This is a genomic window from Streptomyces sp. NBC_01446 (genome assembly GCF_026340095.1).
Taxonomy (GTDB): domain Bacteria; phylum Actinomycetota; class Actinomycetes; order Streptomycetales; family Streptomycetaceae; genus Streptomyces; species Streptomyces aureus.
The window spans coordinates 6782889-6799535 of record NZ_JAPEPO010000001.1; the positions used below are offsets into that span (position 1 = coordinate 6782889).

The window sequence follows — 16647 nt, forward strand, 5'->3', positions numbered from 1 at the left end:
GGTGTCCCCCTCCGTGTGAGGACACCCACGATGTACAAACTCTTCTTCAACCTCGTCTTCAAGCGCATGGATCCGGAGAAGGCCCACTACCTGGCCTTCCGCTGGATCCGCCTCGCGGCCCGCGTCCCCGTGCTCCGCACGTTCGTCGCGGCCGTCCTCGCGCCCCGCCACAAGGAACTGCGCACGGAGGCCTTCGGCCTGCGCATGCACGGCCCGTTCGGGCTCGCCGCCGGCTTCGACAAGAACGCCGTCGCGATCGACGGCATGACGATGCTCGGCTTCGACCACATCGAGATCGGCACCGTCACGGGCGAGCCGCAGCCCGGCAACCCCAAGAAGCGCCTGTTCCGCCTCGTGCCGGACCGGGCGCTGATCAACCGCATGGGCTTCAACAACGAGGGCTCCGCGGCCGTGGCGGAGCGCCTGGCGGCCCGCAAGCCCGCCTTCAGGGCCACCGTCGGCGTGAACATCGGCAAGACCAAGGTCGTGCCCGAGGAGGAGGCGGCCGGCGACTACGTGAAGTCGACCGAGCGGCTCGCCGCCCACGCCGACTACCTCGTCGTGAACGTCTCCTCGCCGAACACGCCCGGCCTGCGCAACCTCCAGGCCACCGAGGCGCTGCGCCCGCTCCTGACCGCCGTGCGCGAGGCCGCCGACCGCACCGTCACCTCGCGCCGCGTCCCCCTCCTGGTGAAGATCGCCCCCGACCTGGCCGACGAGGACGTCGACGCCGTCGCCGACCTGGCGGTGGAGCTCGGCCTCGACGGGATCATCGCCACGAACACCACCATCGCGCGCGACGGCCTCGGTCTGACCTCCGACCCGTCCCTCGTGAAGGAGACCGGCGGCCTGTCCGGCGCGCCCCTCAAGGCACGCTCCCTGGAGGTCCTCAGGCGCCTCTACGCGCGCGTGGGCGACCGGATCACCCTGGTGGGCGTCGGCGGCATCGAGAACGCCGAGGACGCCTGGCAGCGCATCCTCGCCGGTGCCACCCTCGTCCAGGGCTACAGCGCCTTCATCTACGAGGGCCCGTTCTACGCCCGCGCCCTCCACAAGGGCCTCGCCGCCCGCCTGAACACCTCGCCGTACGCCACCCTCGCCGACGCCGTCGGCGCCGACGTGAAGAAGGCCCACGCATGACGGTTCTCGAACCCTTCGGCGCCCGCCTGCGCCGCGCCATGGACGAGCGTGGCCCGCTCTGCGTCGGCATCGACCCGCACGCGGCGCTGCTGTCGGCGTGGGGCCTGAACGACGACATCGACGGCCTGGAGCGCTTCACGCGGATCTCGGTCGAGGCGCTCGCCGACACCGTCGCCGTCGTCAAGCCGCAGTCGGCGTTCTTCGAGCGCTTCGGCTCGCGCGGCGTCGCCGTCCTGGAGCGCGCCGTCGCGGACCTGCGCGCCGCCGGCACGCTCGTCGTCATGGACGCCAAGCGCGGCGACATCGGCTCCACCATGGCCGCGTACGCGGAGACCTTCCTGCACAAGGACTCCCCGCTCTTCTCGGACGCCCTGACCGTCTCGCCGTACCTCGGCTACGGGTCCCTGAAGCCGGCCGTCGACCTGGCCCGCGAGTCCGGCGCCGGGCTCTTCGTCCTCGCCCTCACCTCGAACCCGGAGGGCGGCGAGGTCCAGCACGCCGTACGGGCCGACGGGCGCAACGTGGGCGCGACGATGCTCGCCCACCTCGCCGAGGAGAACGCCGACGAGACGCCCATGGGCTCGTTCGGCGCCGTCGTCGGGGCGACGCTCGGGGACCTGTCCTCCTACGACCTGGACATCAACGGTCCGCTCCTCGCCCCGGGCATCGGCGCCCAGGGCGCGACCCCGGCGGATCTGCCCGGCGTCTTCGGCTCGGCCGCGCGCAACGTCGTCCCGAACGTCAGCCGCGCCGTCCTGAAGGCCGGCCCGTCGGTCGCCGCCCTGCGCGAGGCGTCGGTCCGTTTCGCCGACGAGGTCCGCGCGGCGGTCGTCGCCGCCTGACCCGCTCCGAACGCCAGAAGGCCCCCGCACGCGCGTGCGGGGGCCTTCTGCATGCCCGTGAGGCATCCGGAATGCGGGCACCAGGTCACGGATTCGCAGCTGTTCTTGGTGCTGAGAGGCGCTGAGAGGTGCTGCCGAGGTGCGAAAACGGTCCTCGCGGGGGCCGTCGAGAGCCTCCTTGACCATTCCGTGATGTTTCAGTGGGGCCTCGGGGAGGGCCTCGCATCCGGATCCGGGCAGAAATCCGGGGTCATATGTCTGTAATGTCTGGCTCGACGGAGGCTGACCAGGACTTTTCGTCTGTTCTCGCTGACTCAGGCGGTCCTGGCCGCTAGTCTCCGTCGAGTGGGGGCACCTCCCACGCTCTCAAGGCAGTGGGGGAGAAACGGGCGAGCACTTTGCTCGTTGCTCCGCAGGTGAGGGGCGACTAGGTTCCTCACGGTCCGTATCCGACAGTTCGACATCCGAGGTGACGTAGGCGTGGCTCTTCCGCCCCTTACCCCTGAACAGCGCGCAGCCGCGCTCGAAAAGGCCGCCGCGGCTCGCCGGGAGCGGGCCGAGGTCAAGAATCGACTCAAGCACTCCGGCGCCTCCTTGCACGAGGTCATCAAGCAGGGTCAGGAGAACGACGTCATCGGCAAGATGAAGGTCTCCGCCCTCCTTGAGTCCCTCCCGGGCGTGGGCAAGGTCCGCGCCAAGCAGATCATGGAGCGGCTCGGAATTTCCGAGAGCCGCCGTGTGCGCGGACTCGGTTCCAACCAGATCGCGTCCCTGGAGCGCGAGTTCGGCAGCACCGGCGCCTAGTCCTCCGTGCCCGGACCGACTGGTCCGGGCACGCGGGGATAGCTGGAATAATCGCTGCATGAGTGAACGTCCGCGGCTGACCGTGCTCTCCGGCCCCTCCGGGGTCGGCAAGAGCACGGTCGTCGCTCATATGCGCAAGGAACACCCCGAGGTCTGGCTGTCGGTTTCAGCCACCACCCGCAAGCCGCGCCCCGGCGAGAAGCACGGTGTCCACTACTTCTTCGTCACCGACGAGGAAATGGACAAGCTGATCGCCAACGGCGAGCTGCTGGAGTGGGCCGAGTTCGCGGGCAACCGGTACGGGACCCCCCGCCGGGCCGTACTGGACCGTCTCGAGTCGGGCGAACTCGTCCTCCTCGAGATCGATCTCCAGGGCGCCAGGCTCGTCCGCGAGTCGATGCCGGAAGCCCAGCTGGTCTTCCTCGCCCCGCCGAGCTGGGAGGAGCTGGTCCGCCGGCTCACCGGCCGGGGGACCGAGGCTCCCGAGGTGATCGAGCGCAGACTCGCGGCCGCCAAGATCGAGCTCGCCGCCGAGGCCGAGTTCGATACGACCCTGGTCAACACCTCTGTCGAGGACGTGGCCCGCGAGCTGCTAGCCTTGATGAGAGTTGTTTGATCTTCGATCTATTTGTGATCTCGAATTGCGCCGGAGCAATCCCGCGTTTTCCTGATCACATGTGATCTTCAATCCCATCGGAAGGCAGAGAGTGTCCTCTTCCATTACCGCGCCCGAGGGCATCATCAACCCGCCGATTGATGAGCTGCTCGAGGCGACCGACTCGAAGTACAGCCTCGTGATCTACGCCGCCAAGCGCGCGCGCCAGATCAACGCGTACTACTCGCAGCTCGGTGAGGGCCTGCTCGAGTACGTCGGCCCGCTGGTGGACACCCACGTCCACGAGAAGCCGCTCTCGATCGCGCTCCGCGAGATCAACGCGGGGCTGCTGACGTCCGAGGCCATCGAGGGTCCGGCTCAGTAATCAATCAAGTTTCTTCATCGCAGGCTCGGCAGTGCGACTGTCGGGCCTGTGGTGTGTCATGGAGTCGTACGTCTCCGAGGGGAGTCGTAGGTTCCCGGGTGCGGGAATCCGAGTGCGGGGAGGCACGGACGGTGGACAAGCCCAAGGTCGTTCTGGGGGTCAGCGGCGGAATCGCCGCCTACAAGGCGTGCGAACTCCTGCGCCGGCTGACCGAGTCGGGACATGACGTACGCGTCGTGCCGACCGAGTCCGCCCTGCACTTCGTGGGCGAGGCGACCTGGTCGGCGCTGTCGGGCAACCCGGTCTCGACCGAGGTGTGGGAGTCCGTCCATGAGGTCCCGCACGTCCGCATCGGGCAGCACGCCGACCTCGTGATCGTCGCGCCCGCCACCGCCGACATGCTTGCCAAGGCCGCGCACGGCCTGGCCGACGACCTCCTCACGAACACGCTCCTGACCGCCCGTTGTCCGGTCGTCTTCGCCCCCGCCATGCACACGGAGATGTGGGAGCACCCGGCGACGCGGGAGAACGTGGCCACGCTCCGCCGCCGCGGCGCCCTCGTCATCGAACCCGCCGTCGGCCGCCTCACCGGCGTCGACACGGGCAAGGGCCGGTTCCCCGACCCGGTGGAGATCTTCGAATGCGTACGCCGGGTCCTCGCGCGCGGCGTTCACGCGACCGTCCAGGACCTCGCCGGACGTCACGTCGTCATCAGCGCCGGCGGCACCCGCGAGCCCCTCGACCCGGTCCGCTTCCTCGGCAACCGCTCCTCGGGCAAGCAGGGGTACGCCCTCGCGCGCACGGCGGTCGCTCGCGGTGCCCGCGTCACTCTCCTGGCGGCGAACGCGACGCTGCCCGACCCGGCCGGCGTCGACGTCGTCCACGTCGGGACGGCCGTACAGCTGCGCGAGGCCGTCCTCGAGGCGGCGCCGGAGGCGGACGTGGTGGTCATGGCGGCGGCGGTGGCCGACTTCCGCCCCGAGACGTACGCCACAGGAAAGATCAAGAAGAAGGACGGGCAGGAGCCGGAGCCCATCGTCCTGGTCCGTAATCCGGACATCCTCGCCGAGCTCTCGGCGGACCGGCCGCGCCCCGGGCAGATCGTCGTCGGATTCGCCGCCGAGACGGACGACGTCCTGGCCAACGGCCGCAAGAAACTGGCCCGCAAGGGCTGTGACCTGCTCGTCGTCAACGAGGTGGGGGAGCGCAAGACCTTCGGCTCCGAGGAGAACGAGGCCGTCCTGCTCGGCGCGGACGGCAGCGAGACCCCGGTTCCGTACGGCCCGAAGGAAGTGCTCTCCGACACGATCTGGGACGAGGTCGTCCGGCTGCTGCCCATCGGCGACGCGCGGGCCCAGGAGGGGATCTACGACGGCGAGTGAATGCCACTTTCGCTCCAGCGGAGGCCCCGAACCGCATAGAACACTTACAATTCGGACACCTTCGCCTCTTCCTAAGAGCGATCGTCGTACCGCAGAATGCAGTGCCGCTGGTCACAGCGCTCCCAAGTGGCGAGACGCGTGGTCCGACGGCCGAGAGTGACCGATAAACTGGTCACGGACGACGCCGGGCGCAGCCCCCGGCCGTCCGCAAATGATCAGCCAGCAGCCGCTGCAACCACAGGGAGCGTTGTGTCCCGTCGCCTGTTCACCTCGGAGTCCGTGACCGAGGGTCACCCCGACAAGATCGCTGACCAGATCAGCGACACCATTCTCGACGCGCTTCTGCGGGAGGACCCGACCTCCCGGGTCGCCGTGGAGACGCTCATCACCACGGGCCTCGTGCACGTCGCCGGTGAGGTCACGACCAAGGCGTACGCGCCGATCGCGCAGCTCGTGCGCGAGAAGATCCTCGAGATCGGTTACGACTCCTCGAAGAAGGGCTTCGACGGCGCCTCCTGCGGCGTGTCGGTGTCCATCGGCTCTCAGTCCCCCGACATCGCCCAGGGCGTCGACACGGCCTACGAGTCGCGTGTCGAGGGTGACGAGGACGAGCTCGACAAGCAGGGCGCGGGCGACCAGGGCCTGATGTTCGGCTACGCGTGCGACGAGACGCCCGAGCTGATGCCGCTCCCGATCCACCTCGCGCACCGCCTCTCGCGGCGCCTGTCCGAGGTCCGCAAGAACGGGACGATCCCGTACCTGCGCCCCGACGGCAAGACCCAGGTCACCATCGAGTACGACGGCGACAAGGCCGTCCGCCTCGACACGGTCGTGGTCTCCTCCCAGCACGCGTCGGACATCGACCTCGAGTCGCTGCTCGCCCCCGACATCCGCGAGTTCGTCGTGGAGCACGTCCTGGGCCAGCTCATCGAGGACGGCATCAAGCTGGACACCGAGGGCTACCGCCTTCTGGTGAACCCCACCGGCCGCTTCGAGATCGGCGGCCCGATGGGCGACGCCGGCCTGACCGGTCGCAAGATCATCATCGACACGTACGGCGGCATGGCCCGCCACGGTGGCGGCGCCTTCTCCGGCAAGGACCCGTCCAAGGTCGACCGCTCGGCCGCCTACGCGATGCGCTGGGTCGCCAAGAACGTCGTCGCGGCCGGCCTCGCCACGCGCTGCGAGGTCCAGGTCGCGTACGCGATCGGCAAGGCCGAGCCGGTGGGCCTCTTCGTCGAGACGTTCGGCACGGCCGCGGTGGACACGGACAAGATCGAGCAGGCGATCACCGAGGTCTTCGACCTCCGCCCCGCCGCGATCATCCGCGACCTCGACCTGCTCCGCCCGATCTACGCGCAGACCGCCGCGTACGGCCACTTCGGCCGCGAGCTCCCCGACTTCACGTGGGAGCGCACGGACCGCGTGGAGGCGCTGCGCAAGGCCGCGGGCCTCTAAGCGGGACCGCACGGCGGACGACGCCTGTACGTGAACGGCCCCGGACCGGTTCGGTCCGGGGCCGTCGCGCGTCCTCGCCCCCATCGCGGCGGCCGCTGTCAGTGCGGTCTGGTAGGAATTTGGCTGTGAGCAGCGAGAACGGGCAGGGCGACGGCGGCGGTGAGGGTGCGCCGCCCGAGCAGCTTGCGCTGATTCGGGAGACCGTGCGCCAGGCCAAGGTGCCGCGGGCCAAGCCGCGTACGTGGCGCGGGGCCGCCCTCGCCAAGGAGCTGCCCGTGGCGCGGGTGCTCGTGGACAAGGGCGTGCTGCATCTCGACCGGTACTTCGACTACGCGGTGCCCGAGGAGCTCGACGCCGACGCGCAGCCGGGGGTGCGGGTGCGCGTGCGGTTCGGCGCCGGGAAGCACTCGGTGCGGGACGGGCGCCGCGAGGGGGGCGGTCTGATCGACGGGTTCGTCGTCGCGCGGGTCGCCGCGTCCGAGTACCAGGGGCCGCTCGCCGCCCTCGCGCAGGTCGTATCGCCCGAGCCCGTGCTCGGGGAGGAGCTGCTCGGTCTCGCCCGCGCCGTCGCCGACCGGTACGCGGGAAGCCTCGCCGACGTGCTCCAGCTGGCCGTCCCGCCGCGGAACGCACGCGCGGAGAAGAAGCCGTCTCCCGAGCCACTCCCGCCTCCGCCGGCGCCGGACGCGGGCAGCTGGCGGCGGTACGAGCGCGGGGCCGGATTCCTGGAGGCTCTCGCGTCGGGCGGCGCGCCACGTGCCGCCTGGACCGCGTTGCCCGGGCCCGAGTGGGCCGACGAAGTGGCGCGCGCCGTCGCCGCGACCCTCTCCTCCGGGCGCGGGGCCCTGGTCGTCGTGCCCGACGGTCGCGCGGTCGCGCGGGTCGACGCCGCGCTGGGCACCGTACTCGGGGAGGGACGGCATGCCGTGCTGACCGCCGACGCGGGTCCCGAGAAGCGGTACCGCGAGTGGCTCGGGGTGCGGCGTGGGTCGGTACGGGCGGTCGTGGGTACCCGGGCCGCGATGTTCGCCCCCGTGCGGGATTTGGGTCTCGTGGTCATCTGGGACGACGGCGACTCCAGCCACGCGGAGCCGCATGCTCCGCAGCCGCATGCGCGCGATGTGCTGCTGTTGCGGGCCGCGCACGACAAGTGTGCTTTTCTGCTGGGGAGTTGGAGTTGCACGGTCGAGGCCGCACAGCTCGTCGAGGGCGGTTGGGCCGCGCCCCTCATCGCGGGGCGTGAGCAGGTCCGGGGCGCCGCACCCCTCGTACGGACGGTGGGGGACGGGGATCTCGCGCGCGACGAGGCGGCGCGGGCCGCGCGGCTGCCCTCGCTCGCGTGGCAGGTGGTGCGGGAAGGGCTGAAGAGCGGGCCGGTTCTCGTGCAGGTGCCGCGGCGCGGCTACGTACCGCGGCTCGCGTGCGAGCGGTGCCGCGAGCCCGCGCGCTGCCGCCGCTGCGCCGGGCCGCTGGAGGCGAGTGAGGGGACGTCCAGCCTGACGTGCGGCTGGTGCGGGAAGGAGGAGAGTGCCTGGCACTGCCAGGAGTGCGGGGGGTTCCGGCTGCGGGCGCAGGTCGTGGGGGCGCGCAGGACGGCGGAGGAGCTGGGGCGGGCGTTTCCGGCGGTGCCGGTGCGCACGTCCGGGCGGGAGCAGGTCCTCGACACGGTGCCGGGGGCGCCGGCCCTGGTGGTGAGTACGCCGGGCGCGGAGCCCGTGGCCGAAGGCGGGTACGCGGCCGCGCTGTTGCTCGACGGCTGGGCGATGCTGGGCCGCCCCGATCTGCGGGCGGGGGAGGACGCGCTGCGGCGCTGGATCGCGGCGGCCTCGCTCGTGAGACCGCAGGGGACGGGCGGCACGGTGGTGATCGTGGCCGAGCCGACACTGCGTCCCGTGCAGGCGTTGGTGCGGTGGGACCCGGTGGGGCACGCCGTGCGGGAGCTCTCCGAGCGGGCCGAGCTGGGCTTCCCGCCGGTGTCGCGGATGGCGGCGGTCTCGGGCGCGCCCGAGGCGCTCGCCGGGTTCCTGGCGGCGGTGGAACTGCCGGGTGACGCCGAAGTGTTGGGCCCTGTCCCGGTGCCGGACGCGGCGCCGGGACCGTCTCGCCGCCCCGGGGCCCCACCGCCGGGGGAGCACTGGGAGCGCGTCCTGGTCAGGGTCCCGCCCGGCAGCGGCGCGGCACTCGCGTCGGCGCTGAAGCACGCGCAGGCGGCCCGGATGGCCCGCGGCGGCACGGAGCCGGTACGGGTGCGGGTGGATCCGCCGGACATCGGCTGACGTGGTGTGCGTGGGGCGGGGGCTCGCCCGGAGGGCCGGTGGCAATCGGCCTGGCCCGGGTGCCGCCCCGGAACAACGCAATGCGCCCCCAACACACCTCCGCCTCCCCGCACTTGACCCGCGGAGAGGCGGTGCGCGAGGTCAGCCGTTGCGCGGGCCGGGGAAGGCCGTTGGGCGGGGGTCCTCGCGGAGCACCTGGCTGCCCGCCGTCGGCTGCGTGGGCATGGAGCGGGCGGCGGGGACGGACGGGATCGTCGCCGTGCCGATGGGGACGGGGGGCCGCGTCCCCGCCGTCTCCGTGGCGCGCTCGGCGTCGGCCGCCGCCTGCGCCGCGGCCCTGCGGGCCCCGTAACGGCGGTGTACGGCCTGCTTCGTGACCCCGAGCGCGGAGCCCACGGCGTCCCACGAGAAGCCCAGCGAGCGGTCGAAGTCGACGGCCGCGGTCACCAGGGTCTCGACGCTGTCGCGCAGCTCCTGGGCCAGGCGGACGGTCGGGGCGGGAGCGCGCCCGTAGACGACGAAGCCCGCGGAGGGGCCGGAGCGGCGTGGGCGGTAGACGTTGCCGAGCTGGGCGGTGAGGGTGCGCAGTGCGTCCACCTGCCGGCGGACCCGCTCGATGTCCCGTACCAGGAGGTGCAGGCTGGCCCGTGCCTGGGCGTCGTGGGTTGCGTGGTCGGCCATGAACAAGCCTCTCGAGACCGGCGTTGAAACGGATCGGGCCGCATCTGTGGCCCTTGATTGGTCAACTCTTCCTTGACCAACGCGCCAGTTGGTGAGGGGTCACGCTGGAGGGGCGTATGCGCATATGCGCAGGGCGCGCGTCGATGCGTACGCTCCCGGGGGCAGGCGGGCCCCGAATACCGGAGGGAACGGGACCGTGGAACGGCCATAGACTGGTGTGCTGCCCGTCAACTCCCTGCCCCGAGAGGCCGAAAGACACCTATGAAGCTCGTCTTCGCAGGCACCCCCGAGGTCGCCGTTCCCGCTCTGGACGCCCTGATCGCCTCCGACCGTCACGAGGTCGCCGCGGTCGTCACCCGGCCGGACGCTCCGGCGGGCCGCGGCCGCAGGCTCGTCGCCAGTCCGGTCGCCGATCGCGCGGAGGAGGCGGGGATCGAGGTCCTCAAGCCCGCGAAGCCGCGCGACGAGGCGTTCCTGGCCCGGCTGCGCGAGATCGCCCCCGACTGCTGCCCGGTCGTCGCCTACGGCGCGCTGCTGCCGAAGGTCGCCCTCGACGTCCCCGCGCACGGCTGGGTCAACCTGCACTTCTCGCTGCTGCCCGCCTGGCGCGGCGCCGCCCCCGTGCAGCACGCGATCATGGCCGGCGACGAGATCACCGGTGCGTCCACGTTCCTGATCGAGGAGGGGCTCGACTCCGGGCCGCTCTACGGGACGGTGACGGAGATGGTGCGCCCCACCGACACGAGCGGCGACCTGCTCACCCGGCTGGCTTTCGCGGGCGCCGGACTGCTCTCCGCGACCATGGACGGCATCGAGGACGGCTCCCTGAAGGCCCTGCCGCAGCCCGCCGACGGCATCACGGTCGCACCGAAGATCACCGTCGAGAACGCGCACGTCGACTGGTCGGCACCCGCCCTGCGCGTCGACCGCGTGGTCCGCGGCTGCACGCCCGCGCCCGGCGCCTGGACCGTCTTCCGGGACGAGCGCCTCAAGCTCATCCAGGCCGTCCCGGTCCCGGACCGCACCGATCTCGCGCCCGGTGAGCTCGCCGTCGGCAAGAAGAACCTGTACGTGGGGACCGGCTCGTACGCGGTGGAGCTGCTGTGGGTACAGGCCCAGGGCAAGAAGCCGATGGCCGCGGCCGACTGGGCGCGCGGGGTGCGGATCGCCCCGGGCGAGCGCCTGGGCGGGACCGACGTAGGCTGAACGGGTTCGAGCCGATACCAGCAGCGGAGCACCTTTGAACGACCAGCCCGGCCGGCGTCCCCAGAAGTCAGGTAAGCCCGGCACCCCCGGGAAGCAGGGAAAGCCGTACCGCCGCCCGCAGAAGGACCCGGTCCGCTATCTCGCCTTCGAGGCGCTGCGGGCCGTGGACGAGCGCGATGCGTATGCGAACCTCGTGCTCCCGCCGCTGCTGCGCAAGGCCCGGGAGAAGGAGGGGCCCGAAAAGTTCGACGCCCGTGACGCGGCGCTCGCCACGGAGCTGGTGTACGGGACGCTGCGTCGGCAGGGCACGTACGACGCGATCGTCGCCGCCTGTATCGACCGGCCGCTGCGGGAGGTCGATCCGCCGGTTCTCGACGTGCTGAACATGGGCGTCCACCAGCTGCTCGGCACGCGGATCCCCACGCACGCGGCTGTGTCGGCCTCCGTGGAGCTGGCACGGGTCGTGTTGGGTGACGGGCGCGCCAAGTTCGTGAACGCCGTGCTCCGCAAGGTGGCGCAGGACGACCTCGACGGGTGGGTGGAGAAGGTCGCGCCCCCGTACGACGAGGACGCCGAGGACCATCTCGCCGTGGTGCATTCGCATCCGCGATGGATCGTGTCGGCGCTGTGGGACTCGCTCGGCGGCGGCCGTGCGGGTATCGAGGACCTGCTGGAGGCTGACAACGAGCGGCCCGAGGTGACGCTCGTGGCGCGGCCGGGCCGGACGACCGCGGACGTCGTCCTGGACGAGGTCGGCGAGGAGTCGGCGTTGCCGGGGCGCTGGTCGCCGTACGCCGTGCGGCTCACCGAGGGCGGTGAGCCCGGGTCGCTCGATCCCGTACGGACCGGCCGGGCCGGTGTCCAGGACGAGGGCAGCCAGCTCGTGGCGATCGCCCTCGCGAACGCGCCCCTGGAGGGCCGGGACGAGAAGTGGCTCGACGGCTGTGCCGGCCCCGGCGGCAAGGCGGCCATGCTCGCCGGCCTCGCCTCCGAACGGGGTGCGGCCCTGCTCGCCGCCGAGAAGCAGCCCCACCGCGCCCGCCTCGTGGCGAACGCGCTCGCGGGGAACCCCGGCCCGTACCAGGTCATCGCGGCCGACGGCACCCGCCCGCCGTGGGGCCCCGCGACCTTCGACCGCGTCCTCATGGACGTGCCCTGCACCGGTCTCGGTGCGCTGCGCCGCAGGCCCGAGGCGCGCTGGCGGCGGCGCCCCGAGGACCTGGAGGGCTTCGCGCCGCTCCAGCGCTCGCTCCTGACCACCGCCCTCGACTCCGTACGGGTGGGGGGCGTCGTCGGCTACGTGACCTGCTCGCCGCACCTCGCCGAGACCCGCGCCGTCGTGGACGACGTCATGAAGCACCACCCCGGCGCCGAACTCGTCGACGCGCGCCCGCTGCTGCCCGGCGTACCGGCGCTCGGGGACGGCCCCGACATCCAGCTCTGGCCGCATCTGCACGGCACGGACGCGATGTACCTGGCGCTGATCCGGCGCACCGCCTGACACCAGGGCGCGGCATCCGGGGAGCGAGACAGGTCTGGACCGGGGGGAGCAACCGGCGCCGGGCATGGCAGTCTTGGGTCATGGCCGTGCAGATCAACCCCAGCATCCTGTCCGCGGACTTCGCCCGCCTTGCCGAGGAGGCAAAGGCCGTCGAGGGCGCCGACTGGCTCCATGTGGACGTCATGGACAACCACTTCGTCCCGAACCTGACCCTCGGGGTGCCGGTCGTGGAGTCCCTGGCGCGGGCTACGGACATCCCGCTGGACTGCCATCTGATGATCGAGGACGCCGATCGCTGGGCGCCGCAGTACGTCGAGGCGGGCGCCGGGTCCGTCACCTTCCATGCGGAGGCCGCGGCCGCCCCCATCCGGCTGGCCCGCGAGATCCGCGCCAAGGGCGCCCGCGCCTCCATGGCGCTCAAGCCGGCGACCCCCATCGAGCCGTACGAGGACCTGCTCCCCGAGCTCGACATGCTTCTGATCATGACGGTTGAGCCGGGATTCGGCGGGCAGGCGTTCCTGGACCTCATGCTGCCGAAGATCCGCCGCACCCGTGAGCTGATCAGCAAGCACGGCCTCGAACTCTGGCTCCAGGTCGACGGCGGCGTCTCGGCCTCCACCATCGAGCGCTGCGCGGAGGCGGGCGCCGACGTCTTCGTCGCCGGTTCCGCCGTCTACGGCGCCGCCGACCCCGCCCAGGCAGTACGTGCACTGCGCACGCAGGCGGAGACGGTGTCGGCCGCCGCGGCCTGGGCATGCGGCCACTGAGCCACGGGAACGTGAACGCCGCCCATCAGGGCAGATCAAGTCCGCCACATCTGCAAGGATGAACGGTGAGTCCAGGTTGTGAACAGCAGTGAGGAGATCGCCGTGTCGGCACTGTCGCCGGGTCGCTCAGCGATGCGGATGGGACCCGCGGAGCTGGTGCAGGCGGCGGCCATGGCCCGCCGCTTCTATCTCGAGGGCAAATCCAAGATCCAGATCGCCGAGGAGTTCGGCGTGAGCCGCTTCAAGGTGGCCAGGGTCCTGGAGACCGCGCTCGAACGGGATCTCGTACGCATCGAGATCCGCGTACCGGCCGAGCTCGACGCGGAGCGCTCCGACGCGCTGCGCGCCCGCTACGGCCTGCGGCACGCCGTGGTGGTCGAGTCCCCGGCCGAGGCCGAGGAGTCGCCCGACCCCGAGAACCTCGGCGAGGTCGCGGCCGACCTCCTGGGCGAGCTGGTCTCCGAGGGCGATGTGCTCGGCCTGGCATGGGGCCGCTCGACCATCCACATGGCGGCCGCGCTCGACCGGCTGCCGCCCTGCACGGTCGTGCAGCTCACGGGCGTGTACGACGCCGGGACCGCCGAGCGCGGCTCCGTCGAGGCCGTGCGGCGCGCCGCCCAGGTCTCCGGCGGCGAGGCCCACCCGATCTACGCGCCGATGCTCCTGCCCGACCCGGCCACCGCGGCCGCGCTGCGCAACCAGACGGGCATCGCCCGCGCCTTCGAGTACTTCGACAAGGTCACGGTCGCCTGCGTCTCCATCGGCTCCTGGGAGCCGGGCATCTCCACCGTCCACGACATGCTCAGCGACGAGGAGCGGGCCCACTACGCCTCGCTCGGCGTCGCCGCCGAAATGTCCGCGCACCTCTTCGACGCCGAGGGCCGCCGGGTCGGCCGTGACCTGGGCGAGCGGTGCATCACGGTCGAGGCGGACCGCCTACGGCGGATACCGGAGGTCGTCGCCATCGCGGGCGGTCAGCGCAAGGCCGCCGCGATCGACGCGGTGCTCAGGTCGGGGCTCGTCACCAGCCTCGTCACGGACACGGCCGCCGCGGACTTCCTCCTCACCGCGGGCCCCACGCCGAAGCCGGCGCTGAACCGCGCGGACCCCGACGGGGCCTAGGCCCTGTAGGGCGCGGTACTCATGTCGCGTACCGCGCTCACCGGGGGCGGCTGTGGCAGCATCGGCGGCATGCTGCCGCGGCTTCTCACCCACCTCCCCACCCGCCTCGTGGGGGCGCTGCTCGTCGCCCTCGCCCTGCTGGTCACCGGGTGCTCCGCCCAGGACACGCAACAGGACACAACGGCTGCCCCGGGCCGCTCCACGCCCGCCTGGGCGCGGAGCATGTCCACGGTCCCCGAGTCCGGGCTCCCCGCCGAGGCCCGTACGACCCTGACCCTCATCGACAAGGGCGGGCCGTTCCCGTACGCCAAGGACGGTGCCGTCTTCGGGAACTTCGAGCGGGAGCTGCCCCGGCAAAGCCGCGGCTACTACCACGAGTACACCGTCCCCACCCCCGGCGAGCGGGACCGTGGCGCCCGGCGCATCGTCATGGGGCAGAGCCACGAGACGTACTACACCGATGACCATTACGAGTCGTTCAAGGCGGTGCTGAGATGACCGGAGGTCCCGACAGGATCCGTGTCCTCGACCTCGAAGGCGTCAAGGACAAGGCCGGGTTCATGGACCGGTGTGTGCGCGACCTGGAGCTGCCGGACTGGTTCGGCCGCAACTGGGACGCGCTGTTCGACGTCCTGACCGATGTCTCCTTCTGGCCCGACGGCAGTGAGCAGGCGCTGCTCCTGTCCGTCGTGGGCTGGCGGCCCTACGCCAGTGCCAGGCCCGAGGACTGGGAGACCGCGCTCGACGTGTTCACCGACGCGGTCGACCGCAGGCGTGGCCGGAACCCGAGGCTCGTGATCGCACTGACCCTTGGAGGATCTGACCACACCCCCTCCCAGCCGCCTGTGTAATCGTCCGTGGGCATGTGGTAGCGGCGGCATGGGACACTGAAGTACGTGCTTTTCCCCCACGGGCTGACCTGCCCGGGGGCCACCTCTGATCGACTGGGATGAGCAGCACGTGCGTTTCCTCAACGACATCCAGCCTGCGTACGACCTGACCTACGACGACGTCTTCATGGTGCCGAGCCGCAGCGCCGTGGGTTCCCGTCAGGCGGTCGACCTGGCGTCCCCCGACGGCACCGGCACCACGATTCCGCTGGTCGTCGCCAACATGACCGCGATCGCCGGGCGCCGCATGGCCGAGACCGTCGCCCGCCGCGGGGGCCTCGTCGTCATCCCGCAGGACATCCCGATCGAGGTGGTCACCGAGGTCATCTCCTGGGTGAAGACCCGCCACCTGGTCCTCGACACCCCCATCGTCCTCGTCCCGCACCAGACCGTCGCCGACGCCCTCGCCCTGCTGAACAAGCGCGCGCACAACGCCGGTGTCGTGGTGGACGAGGAGCAGCGGCCCGTCGGTGTCGTCACGGACGCCGATCTGACCGGCGTCGACCGGTTCACGCAGCTGTCCGAGGTCATGTCCAAGGAGGACCTCCTCCTGCTCGACGCGGACATCGACCCGCGCGACGCCTTCAACAAGCTGGACCACGCCAACCGCCGCTACGCCCCCGCCGTGGGCGCCGACGGCCGCCTCGCGGGCATCCTGACCCGCACGGGCGCCCTGCGCGCGACGCTCTACACCCCGGCCACCGACGCGAACGGCAAGCTTCGCATCGCGGCCGCCGTCGGCATCAACGGCGACGTGGCGGGCAAGGCCAAGCTGCTCCTCGACGCCGGCGCGGACACCATCGTGGTCGACACCGCGCACGGCCACCAGGAGTCGATGATCTCCGCGATCAAGGCCGTCCGCGGCCTCGACCCGCAGGTGCCCATCGTCGCGGGCAACATCGTCGCCGCCGAGGGCGTCAGGGACCTCATCGAGGCCGGCGCCGACATCATCAAGGTCGGCGTGGGCCCCGGCGCCATGTGCACCACGCGCATGATGACCGGCGTCGGCCGGCCGCAGTTCTCCGCCGTCCTGGAGTGCGCCGCCGAGGCGAAGAAGTACGGCAAGCACGTCTGGGCCGACGGTGGCGTCCGGCACCCGCGCGACGTCGCCATGGCGCTCGCCGCCGGTGCGTCGAACGTCATGATCGGTTCCTGGTTCGCGGGCACGTACGAGTCCCCGGGCGACCTCCAGCACGACGCCCAGGGGCGCGCTTACAAGGAGTCCTTCGGCATGGCCTCGGCCCGCGCCGTCAAGAACCGGACCTCCGAGGAGTCCGCCTACGACCGCGCCCGCAAGGCGCTGTTCGAGGAGGGCATCTCCACCTCGCGCATGTTCCTCGATCCCCAGCGTCCGGGCGTCGAGGACCTGATCGACTCGGTCATCGCGGGCGTCCGCTCCTCCTGCACCTACGCCGGTGCGAACTCCCTGGCGGAGTTCGAGGAGAAGGCCGTCGTCGGCATCCAGTCCGCCGCCGGTTATGCGGAGGGCAAGCCGCTGCATGCCAGCTGGAGTTAATGCCCGGCGTCTCTGTGACGGCCCCCACGGACTCGTTCCGCGGGGGCCGTCGGCGTTTCCGGGAGGCGTCGCCGGCGTTCCC

General features: G+C 71.7%; 16 protein-coding genes. 15 read left to right on the forward strand and 1 reads right to left on the reverse strand.

The window, feature by feature from the left end; genetic code table 11:
• The first annotated feature begins 30 nt into the window (after window positions 1-30).
• The 8 genes from OG456_RS30525 to OG456_RS30560 all read left to right on the forward strand — a co-directional run bounded on the left by OG456_RS30525 (window position 31) and on the right by OG456_RS30560 (window position 8882).
• On the forward strand, window positions 31-1140 hold the full coding sequence (locus tag OG456_RS30525; protein ID WP_266566596.1) for a quinone-dependent dihydroorotate dehydrogenase: 1110 nt from the start codon (window positions 31-33) through the stop codon (window positions 1138-1140).
• Window positions 1137-1982 carry an orotidine-5'-phosphate decarboxylase gene (gene pyrF, locus OG456_RS30530; protein WP_266566598.1) on the forward strand — a complete coding sequence of 282 codons (846 nt, stop codon included), beginning with the start codon at window positions 1137-1139 and terminating at the stop codon, window positions 1980-1982. Before OG456_RS30525 ends, pyrF begins: the two co-directional genes overlap by 4 nt.
• A gap of 480 nt (window positions 1983-2462) precedes the next feature.
• Window positions 2463-2786, forward strand: coding sequence for an integration host factor (locus OG456_RS30535; protein WP_026246651.1), 324 nt, complete (start codon window positions 2463-2465; stop codon window positions 2784-2786).
• A 58-nt stretch (window positions 2787-2844) separates the two neighbouring features.
• Window positions 2845-3402, forward strand: coding sequence for a guanylate kinase (gene gmk, locus OG456_RS30540; RefSeq protein ID WP_266566600.1), 558 nt, complete (start codon window positions 2845-2847; stop codon window positions 3400-3402).
• A gap of 91 nt (window positions 3403-3493) precedes the next feature.
• Window positions 3494-3766: a DNA-directed RNA polymerase subunit omega gene (gene rpoZ, locus OG456_RS30545; protein ID WP_005319902.1), complete on the forward strand. Its 273-nt coding sequence runs from the start codon at window positions 3494-3496 to the stop codon at window positions 3764-3766.
• A gap of 131 nt (window positions 3767-3897) precedes the next feature.
• Window positions 3898-5148 (forward strand): bifunctional phosphopantothenoylcysteine decarboxylase/phosphopantothenate--cysteine ligase CoaBC, encoded by a 1251-nt coding sequence (gene coaBC / locus OG456_RS30550; protein WP_266566602.1) that lies wholly within the window; start codon window positions 3898-3900, stop codon window positions 5146-5148.
• Between the two features lie 249 nt (window positions 5149-5397).
• The gene (metK, locus tag OG456_RS30555) at window positions 5398-6606 is read left to right on the forward strand and encodes a methionine adenosyltransferase (RefSeq protein ID WP_266566604.1); all 1209 of its coding nucleotides are present in this window, start codon (window positions 5398-5400) and stop codon (window positions 6604-6606) included.
• A gap of 125 nt (window positions 6607-6731) precedes the next feature.
• Window positions 6732-8882, forward strand: a complete 2151-nt coding sequence (locus OG456_RS30560; protein ID WP_266566606.1) for a primosomal protein N' — start codon at window positions 6732-6734, stop codon at window positions 8880-8882.
• A gap of 141 nt (window positions 8883-9023) precedes the next feature.
• Here the strand turns inward: OG456_RS30560 and OG456_RS30565 are convergent, their stop codons facing one another.
• The gene (locus tag OG456_RS30565) at window positions 9024-9563 is read right to left on the reverse strand and encodes a hypothetical protein (RefSeq protein ID WP_266566608.1); all 540 of its coding nucleotides are present in this window, start codon (window positions 9561-9563) and stop codon (window positions 9024-9026) included.
• Between the two features lie 261 nt (window positions 9564-9824).
• On the opposite strand from OG456_RS30565, the gene fmt reads away from it, so the two are divergent.
• The 7 genes from fmt to OG456_RS30600 all read left to right on the forward strand — a co-directional run bounded on the left by fmt (window position 9825) and on the right by OG456_RS30600 (window position 16565).
• Window positions 9825-10769 carry a methionyl-tRNA formyltransferase gene (gene fmt, locus OG456_RS30570; RefSeq protein ID WP_266566610.1) on the forward strand — a complete coding sequence of 315 codons (945 nt, stop codon included), beginning with the start codon at window positions 9825-9827 and terminating at the stop codon, window positions 10767-10769.
• Window positions 10770-10803: 34 nt separating this feature from the next.
• Complete coding sequence (locus OG456_RS30575) at window positions 10804-12270, forward strand: RsmB/NOP family class I SAM-dependent RNA methyltransferase (protein ID WP_266566612.1); 1467 nt, start codon at window positions 10804-10806, stop codon at window positions 12268-12270.
• An 80-nt stretch (window positions 12271-12350) separates the two neighbouring features.
• Window positions 12351-13037, forward strand: coding sequence for a ribulose-phosphate 3-epimerase (rpe, locus tag OG456_RS30580; RefSeq protein ID WP_100597433.1), 687 nt, complete (start codon window positions 12351-12353; stop codon window positions 13035-13037).
• 78 nt (window positions 13038-13115) lie between these two features.
• Window positions 13116-14159 carry a sugar-binding transcriptional regulator gene (locus OG456_RS30585; protein WP_266566616.1) on the forward strand — a complete coding sequence of 348 codons (1044 nt, stop codon included), beginning with the start codon at window positions 13116-13118 and terminating at the stop codon, window positions 14157-14159.
• Between the two features lie 69 nt (window positions 14160-14228).
• Window positions 14229-14657: a ribonuclease domain-containing protein gene (locus OG456_RS30590; protein ID WP_266569486.1), complete on the forward strand. Its 429-nt coding sequence runs from the start codon at window positions 14229-14231 to the stop codon at window positions 14655-14657.
• Window positions 14654-15010, forward strand: coding sequence for a barstar family protein (locus tag OG456_RS30595; protein ID WP_227293621.1), 357 nt, complete (start codon window positions 14654-14656; stop codon window positions 15008-15010). Before OG456_RS30590 ends, OG456_RS30595 begins: the two co-directional genes overlap by 4 nt.
• Before the next feature lie 109 nt (window positions 15011-15119).
• Window positions 15120-16565, forward strand: coding sequence for a GuaB1 family IMP dehydrogenase-related protein (locus OG456_RS30600; protein WP_266566620.1), 1446 nt, complete (start codon window positions 15120-15122; stop codon window positions 16563-16565).
• Window positions 16566-16647 lie beyond the last annotated feature (82 nt).